Source organism: Eggerthella sp. 1_3_56FAA (genome assembly GCF_000185625.1).
Lineage (GTDB): Bacteria > Actinomycetota > Coriobacteriia > Coriobacteriales > Eggerthellaceae > Eggerthella > Eggerthella lenta.
Genome location: NZ_GL622580.1, coordinates 1,078,109 through 1,085,842 on the forward strand (window position 1 = coordinate 1,078,109; position 7,734 = coordinate 1,085,842).

The window sequence follows — 7,734 nt, forward strand, 5'->3', positions numbered from 1 at the left end:
CCTCCGGGCGAATTGTTCCGCGTGAAACATCGGCAGCAAAAGAACGGATGTTTCACGTGAAGCATCCGGGTTCCGCCCCTTCCGCACCCCTCCGACCCCGAAGCCCCCTCCGAGCGCGGTTCGTCTCCCCAAACCCCCTTGCAAACGACGGATCGCCCTCGAAGAGGGCTTCGGGGCGTCCAGACGCTAAAGCAGCGGCACGTCGCCGTGGAGAAACGCTTCGAGTGGGCATTCACTCGAGCCGACCACCAGGGTTCGCGCATGCGGCACGAGGTTAACGAACGCCGTCAGGCCTTTGAGCGACTTCACGCGTCCGCTTTTGACTTCGATGGCGGTTACGGATTCTCCCTGCGCAAGCACGAAATCGACCTCGTTCGAGCCTTCCCTCCACCAATGAACCTCGAAGTTCTGCTTTTTGGACTGCGCTAGCAGAAACGCCCCGACAGCGCTTTCGACCAGGTGCCCTTTGCGCTCGGGATCGGTGAGAAGGAAATCGCGATAGCGTCCATACGTTGCCGTCATGAGGGAGGTGTCGTACACCATGAGGCGGGGCGAGCTCGCCTTCTCCCTGATGAGTTTGGGGTCGTGCTTCTGCAAGCCGCAAAGCAGTCCGGCTCCGTCGAGAAGGTCGAGGTAGTGCGCGACGGTCGTTGTGTTCCCTGCGTCGTCGAGCTGGCCCAGGATCTTGCGGTACGACAGCTCCTGCCCGGAATACGGCGCGCCGAGGTGGAAGAGCTTGCGCATCAGCGCGGGTTTCCGCACCTCTTCGAGGGCGATGACGTCTTTCGAGATGCTGGGCTCTATCACGGCATCGTTGATATAGCTGAGCCAGCGTTGCTCGTCGTCTTTGAGCGCCGCTCCGCCGGGATAGCCGCCGAAGAAGAGGAAGTCATCGAGGGAGTAGCCGAACGCATCCTTGCATTCGGCGAATTCCCAATGGGTGCTCCGGATCGTTTCGAATCGACCGGTAAGTCCCTCGACCAGGCCTCGTTGAAGGAGGATCGACGACGATCCGGTCAAAACCACGCGCAGGTCGATGCCGCTCCAGGTATCTTCGTCCCACAGTTCCTTCACGACGGCCGACCATTGGCTGACCAGCTGCACCTCGTCGATGACGAGTAATGCCGATGGCGACCCCTCGTTGATGAGGTTGCGGGCTTGGAGCCATTGGGCGCGAAGCCAGTCGCGACTCGAGGAGTCGATGCTTGCCAAGGCGACGTGGCGCGGAAGGTCGACCTGGGCGAGCGCCTGTCTGATCGCAGTGCTCTTGCCGGTTTGGCGCGGCCCGACGAGCATCTGGATGAAGCGGCGAGGTTCTCGCATGCGTGCGACGAGCGTGTTGACGAGAGGTCTGCGGTATTCGTGCATGGTCGCCTCCTATTGAGCAAATTTGCTCAATAGTAGCGCAAATTTGCTCAGCGGACAAGCAACGCCTTGATGCCTAAGAACACTGGCCGCAAAAGAACGGATGTTTCACGTGAAACATCCTGAGGTAAAAGAACAAATGTTTCACGTGAGACACTCGGGCTCCCGCCCTTTGGTTCCTCCAATTCCGATGCCCTTCTCGAGCACGGCTCGCCTCCCCGCACCCTCCCTGCAAACGACGAATCGACCCCGAAGAAGGGCTCCAGGGCGCCGGCGACTGGACGGACGAAGTTGACCTTGCGTGTGCGGCGGGCGTGAAAACTATTCGCGTCCTTCGATCACGTCGAGGAACTCCTGCTTGCCATGAACGTCCATCTTCTGGTAGATGTGGCGCAGGTGCGTGGTCACCGTGCCGCGCGACAGATAGAGCTCCTCTTGGATGCGGGTGCTCGAGCGGCCCTTCGCGAACAGGATCATGATCTCGGTTTCCTTCGGCGACAGGCCGTACTCGCCGGCCACGTCTTTGCAGCGATCTTGAAAACGCTGGCGTTTCGGTTCGGCTGCGTCCTTATCCTCGTCGCCCTTCGCCAGCGCGATGAGGTCGTTCTCGTTGAACACGAACATGTACGAGATGAGGATGGCCAGCGTGGCCATGAGTGCGATCAGGCTGAGGCTTTGCGGCGAGAACGGCGCGAACGTGCACACGAACTGTCCCAACGACGAGCCCAGCAGCACGCCGAGCGTCACCATGCCCCAGCCGATGCCGAACACCATGATGCCCGACAGCCGGTACGTGAACGAGATGTCGGCGAGCAGTATCCAGATAAGCACGTTGAACGTGCCGTAACCCGCCAACGCGATGGTGCTCTCGATTTCGGAGAAACCGGTGAACACGGGCAGAAGCATGAAGAACACGGCCATGACCAGCATCACGGAGCGGTACACGGGGCGCAGGCCCGTCTTGCTGGAGAACAGCACGCAGCCGTAGATGATGGCGATGGTAAGCAGGCTCGACCACAGCAAGGGGAAACGGTAGAAGGTGTCCACGGTCGCGGCGTTCGCGGTGATGAAAACCGCGCGCACTACGCCGTCGGCCATGCCGATGAGGCATGCGCATATGCCGATCTTCCAGGAGAACTTGCCTAAGTGGATCTCGAAAGGCTGCACGACGGGTTCGATTTTCGACGACCACGTTTTCAGCTTCACGAACAGGATCCAACCGGAAATCGCGGGCAGCAGCGCACAGATCACGCATGCTCCAACGGGCGGCAAGGCGAGCACGGCGGGGAAGAGGGCCGCCGCGATGAGGAAGGCGAGCGGCGTTTCGAACGAAGTGCGACGAGGATCGACGTTGCGGTACAGCTCGCCGTACCCCAGATCGATCAATCCCGATCCGGCACCGGTCAAGATCGAGCCCAGCGCGCATAGCTCGATCGACGGAGCATCTGGCAGCGTCGCGTAGGCGAGTGCAAGCGTGCCGACGGTGGTGAGGGCCGGTCCGAGGAACCGGAAGGCGCGGCGATTGATAAGCGTCGCGAAGCGCCGATGGAAGATCGCGCTCGCGAACAAGGTGGCGCATAGCACGAGCGTCGACCCCAGATACGCTCCTCCGGGCAGCGGTTCGCCGTTCCAGGTGATGGAGCTAGTGGCGGTGCCCAGGAACATGAGGTACACCCAGGCGCGCGCCAAGGCGAAGCCGACCATGCGCAGGTTCAGAAGGCTTCGCGGCGACGTTTCCCGCAATCGATCCCGAGCGGTTGTCAGCGGTTTCGGCATGTGCGTCACGAGAATTCCCCCTCAAGATCTCGATCCCCTGCGGCTCATTATAGCGTGCTCGATCCTTCCGGCTTGCGTGGCCCGTTATGTTGATGTTTGACGTCATGCTTCATTTATCAGGGGTTTCGCCAAAATCATGGGAAACGCATGATGTTGCAGCGGCTGCTTCGCTCGACTTTTCGCAGAAACGCATGATGCGCCTAACGGCATCGCGGCGCATGCTCGAACAAAGCAGCGGGCGCGGAAGCCGCGGCCGCCGCGAAGGACGAGACGGAGAAGGAGGAGGAATGGGAAAGCTCAATCTGACGCGCCGTGCGTTCACGAAGCTGGCTGCCGTGACGGGCGCTGCCGTGGCCTGCACGGCCGCCGCCCCGAACGCGGCGCTGGCCGAGGATGCCGGCGCGGCTGCGCGCGGCGACGACGTCAAGCGCGTGCGCACGTGTTGCCGCGGCTGCGGCAAGATGGAGTGCGGCGTGTGGGTGACCGTGCAGAACGGTCGCGTCGTCAAGGTGGAGGGCGATCAGTCGTCGTTCCAGTCGAGCGGTAACTGCTGCGGCAAGTCGCAGTCGTCCATCCAGGCGGCGTACCATCCCGATCGCATCTACCATCCCATGAAGCGCACGAATCCCAAGGGCGAGGACCCCGGCTGGCAGCGCATCACGTGGGACGAGGCGATGCAGACCATCGGTGAGAAGTTCCAGCAGATCATCGACCGGTACGGCGGGCAGTCCATTTTCAACATGGCGGGTACGTCGCGCCAGTGGGTATACGGCCCCTATGCGTTCTACAAATGGCTGTTCGATACCCCGAACGCGCACGTTGCCTCCGAGATCTGCAAGGGGCCGCGCCGCCTGATGGGGTGGATCAGCTCGGTCGACGGCGCCCCGTGGATGGCGTTGCGCGACGGGCCGCGCGTGTACGTGCAGTGGGGAACCGCGCCCGAGAACTCCAACTACGATGACAGCTGCCGCAACCTGGTGGACAAGATGAATGAGGCCGACGTACACATCTGCATCGACCCGCGCCTGTCCGGCTCGGGCAAGGAGGCCGACTACTGGCTGAATCTCAAGCCCGGCACCGACGGCGCGCTCGCGCTGTGCTGGCAGCACATCATCATCGAGCACGACCTGGTGGACTGGGAGTTCGTGAAGCGTTGGACCGATGCGTCGCTTCTGGTGGTCGAGGACATGGAGCCTACGGACGGCCGCTACATCGATCTGTCATCGCCTGTCCAAGTGCCGCCTTTGGAGGATCTCATCGGCACGAAGCTGAAGACCCGTCTTCTGAAGGAGAGTGACCTGAAAGAGGGCGGCAGCCCCCACAAGTTCTATGCGTGGAACAAGAACGCCAACGACGGCGCGGGCGGCCTGGTGTATTGGGACGCCGATGCCACGCAATGGGAAGGCTGCAACCACGTCGCCCCCACGCGCGATCAGATGGAAGTCGTGTACAAGGGAACGTCGCAGGAAGGCTATCTTCCCCCGCTGTCTTACTGGGAGCTGGAGGAGGCCGGCATCGACTTCGATCTGAAGGGGACGCACGAGATCGAGCTGGCAGACGGCACGAAGCACGTTGCCAAGCCCGTGTGGGCTTACCTGGAGGAATCCGTGAAGGAGTGCACTACGGAGTGGTGCCAGGAGAAGACGGGCCTCGATCCGGCGCTCGTGGAGGAGGCGTGCCTCGCGTGGGCGACGCGTCCTGAGGGCCAGACCTACGGCAATGGCGGCATCCATCTGAACCTCGCTCCCGACCAGGTGGGCAATTGCGCTCAGACCGTGCGCGCCGTTCTGCACCTGTCCTACATGACTGGCAACTTCGACGGCCCGGCCGGCAATCGCGGCCTGACCCGCACGCCGGTCGACGAGCAGGCCACCGCCGCTCCCGGCGTCAACATGCCGCAGGAGGTCAAGTGGACCCTCAAGGGCATGGAGGCCATCACGGGCGAGCCGCAGTGCCCGCCGTTCTACCTGCCCGACGTCAAGCTGGAGCCGACGAACATCCCCGACCGGCGCGAGATTCTCAGCAACATGGTGGGCGCCGAGAAGTTCCCGATCCTGCCGTACTACAACGAGTGGGCCGATGCCACGTGCATCTGGGAAGCATGCATCAACGGCGATCCGTATCCGCTCAAGGGCGGCATCAACGAATCCGGCTCGTTCATGAACATGTCGAACGCGACGCTGGCATGGGAGGCCTTGTCCAAGCTGGATTTCTGGGTTGACATCAACATGTTCCATCATCCCGGTACCGAGATGGCCGACATCATTTTGCCGTGCCAGCACTGGACGGAGCTGAACAACATCCGTGTGAGCCAGGGCGCGTCCGGCGGCATCGGTTTGACGCAGCGCGCCATCGAGCCGCCGGCGGACACCAAGTTCGACTACGACATCAACCGCCTGATCTTCGAGGCTCTCGAGAAGCAGGGCAATCCCAACGGGACGTGGATGAGCATCAAGGGCGATGGCCCGGGCGCATACCACCACGACGACCGCCTGGAGGAGTGGTTCCAGGCCCACAACGAGAAATCGGGTTTCGACACGCGGTATCCGGGTTGCAAATGGGAGCATTTCGAGGACTTCAAAGAGGATTTCCAGGAGAACGGCTGGATCAACGCGAAGGAGATCGAGCCCGACCGTTGGGGAACCTACCGCCGCTTCGAGACCGGTTGGATGCGCATGGGCAAAGACGCCTGCACGGCTGCTCCGTGGTCGGTCGACGACTCGGGCCAGCCGGTGAACAACTTCGGCTGCCCCACGCCCAACGCGCTCGTGGAATTCTGGTCTATGGCGTTCGAAACCTACTGCATCGACATGGCCAACGAGTTCGAGCCGGGCAAGTTCGATCCCATCAAGGAGATGATGCCGAACTACGAGCCGCCCGCGTCGTCCGCCGACGGCGGCAAGATCGACCTGGAAGAGTATCCCATCATCCTGACCACCGGTCGCCGCATCCCCGTGTACTTCCACTCCGAGCATCGCCAGCTGCCGTGGTGCCGCGAGCTGTGGCCTGCGCCGCGTCTGGAGATGAATCCGGCCGACGCTGCGGAACTGGGCTTGGAGCAGGGCGATTGGGCTTGGATCGAGACCGAGTGGGGCAAGGTGCGCCAGAGCGTCGATTTGTACCATGGCATCGCGAAAGGCTGGGCGAACGCCGAGCATGCCTGGTGGTTCCCGGAGCTGCCCGCCCCGACGCACGGCTGCATGCTGTCGAACATCGAATGCATCTGGGATCCGCACGGCCAGGACAAGTTCATCAGCTCGCATCACATGCGCGGCGTGCCGGTGAAGATATACAAGGCGACGCCCGAGAACTGCCCCGACGGCAAGGTCATCCCCTGCGCGCCCGAGGACGGCACCGAGATCATCTACGATGCCTCCGATCCGCGCCTGAAGGAATGGCTGCCGAACTACGAGATTCGAAAGGAGGCGTAGGCTATGACGCAGTACGCGATCGCCACCGATCTCAACCGGTGTGTGGGCTGCCTGAGCTGCATGGTGGCCTGTAAGGCGGTGAACAACGTTCCCATCGGCAGCTACTGGAACAAGGTGCTGCGCATCGGTCCTTCTCTGAAGGAAGGTGCTACGTCGTCGCATGACGTTGAGATGTACTACCTGCCCGTGCAGTGCCAGCATTGCGCCGACCCCGAGTGCGTCAAGGTGTGCCCCACGGGCGCCTCGCACAAGCTTGAGGACGGCACGGTGCAGATCGACAAGGCGAAGTGCATCGGCTGCCAGTTCTGCGCGATGAGCTGCCCCTACAACGTCCGCTATTTGAACGAGGAGGAGGGCGTCGTGGAGAAGTGCACCCTGTGCTCGCAGATCGTGGGGCAGGGCGGGTTGCCGCAGTGCGTCATCCAGTGCGGCGGCCGCGCGCGTTTCTTCGGCGATTTGGAGCAGGGGATCGAGTCGTTCGAGGCTCCGGCCGTCGGCTACAGCGCCGACCGTTCGTACGATGGCTTGTACGCGGGCAACCGCGTGACGCTGGGCGAGCTGGTGAAGGACTTCGACACCGGCACCGACGTGCACCATCTGCCCAACGTAGGCAACGACCCGTGCTTCGCGTTCATCTTGCGCAACCGCGACTGGAAGGGTGATGAATAATGGAGCTCCAGTGGCCTTTGATCGTGTTCACCACGCTGGTGGCGTGGAGCGCGGGGCTGTTCGGGACGCAGGCTCTGATGGCCGCGTTCGGCGTCGGGAAGAAGGCGCAGGTCCCGGCCTGGATCGCGAGCGCCGTCCTTCTGGCCTTCGGCGGGATCGCGGTGTTCTTCCACCTCGAGCACTGGGAGCGCATCTTCAACGGCTTCGGCCACCTGACGAGCGGCATCACCCAGGAGCTGATCGCCATCGTCGTGCTGGCGGTCGTCGCCGTGGCCTACCTGGTCATGCTGCGCAATTCCGACGACGGGGCCAGCGTGCCCAAATGGCTCGCCTGGCTGTCGGTCGCGCTGTCGGTCGTGCTGGTCGCCGTGATGGCGCACTCCTACACCATGGCCGCCCGCCCCGCGTGGGACAGCGTGCTGTGGATCCTCTACGTCCTGGGCAACGCCTGCGTGCTGGGGCCCGCGACGTTCGCGTTCCTCATGGCCGCAGC

The 7,734-nt window shown here is 62.8% G+C and carries 5 protein-coding genes; 3 read left to right on the forward strand and 2 right to left on the reverse strand.

Going from position 1 to position 7,734, the window contains the following annotated elements; all coding sequences use genetic code 11:
- Positions 1 to 186 precede the first annotated feature (186 nt).
- Both HMPREF1023_RS09815 and HMPREF1023_RS09820 read right to left on the reverse strand, forming a co-directional pair.
- Positions 187 to 1,368: an ATP-binding protein gene (locus HMPREF1023_RS09815; protein ID WP_009306128.1), complete on the reverse strand. Its 1,182-nt coding sequence runs from the start codon at positions 1,366 to 1,368 to the stop codon at positions 187 to 189.
- Positions 1,369 to 1,686: 318 nt separating this feature from the next.
- Entirely contained in the window at positions 1,687 to 3,069 is a 1,383-nt protein-coding gene (locus HMPREF1023_RS09820; protein ID WP_232228708.1) for a LuxR C-terminal-related transcriptional regulator, read from the reverse strand.
- A gap of 359 nt (positions 3,070 to 3,428) precedes the next feature.
- On the opposite strand from HMPREF1023_RS09820, the gene HMPREF1023_RS09825 reads away from it, so the two are divergent.
- From HMPREF1023_RS09825 to HMPREF1023_RS09835, 3 genes are all read left to right on the forward strand, one after another.
- Positions 3,429 to 6,572, forward strand: a complete 3,144-nt coding sequence (locus HMPREF1023_RS09825; RefSeq protein ID WP_009306130.1) for a molybdopterin-dependent oxidoreductase — start codon at positions 3,429 to 3,431, stop codon at positions 6,570 to 6,572.
- Positions 6,573 to 6,575: 3 nt separating this feature from the next.
- Entirely contained in the window at positions 6,576 to 7,241 is a 666-nt protein-coding gene (locus HMPREF1023_RS09830) for a 4Fe-4S dicluster domain-containing protein (protein ID WP_009306131.1), read from the forward strand.
- Positions 7,241 to 7,734, forward strand: a 494-nt coding sequence (locus HMPREF1023_RS09835; protein WP_009306132.1) for a DmsC/YnfH family molybdoenzyme membrane anchor subunit, incomplete at its 3' end; no start/stop codon positions are given. The genes HMPREF1023_RS09830 and HMPREF1023_RS09835, both read left to right, overlap by 1 nt.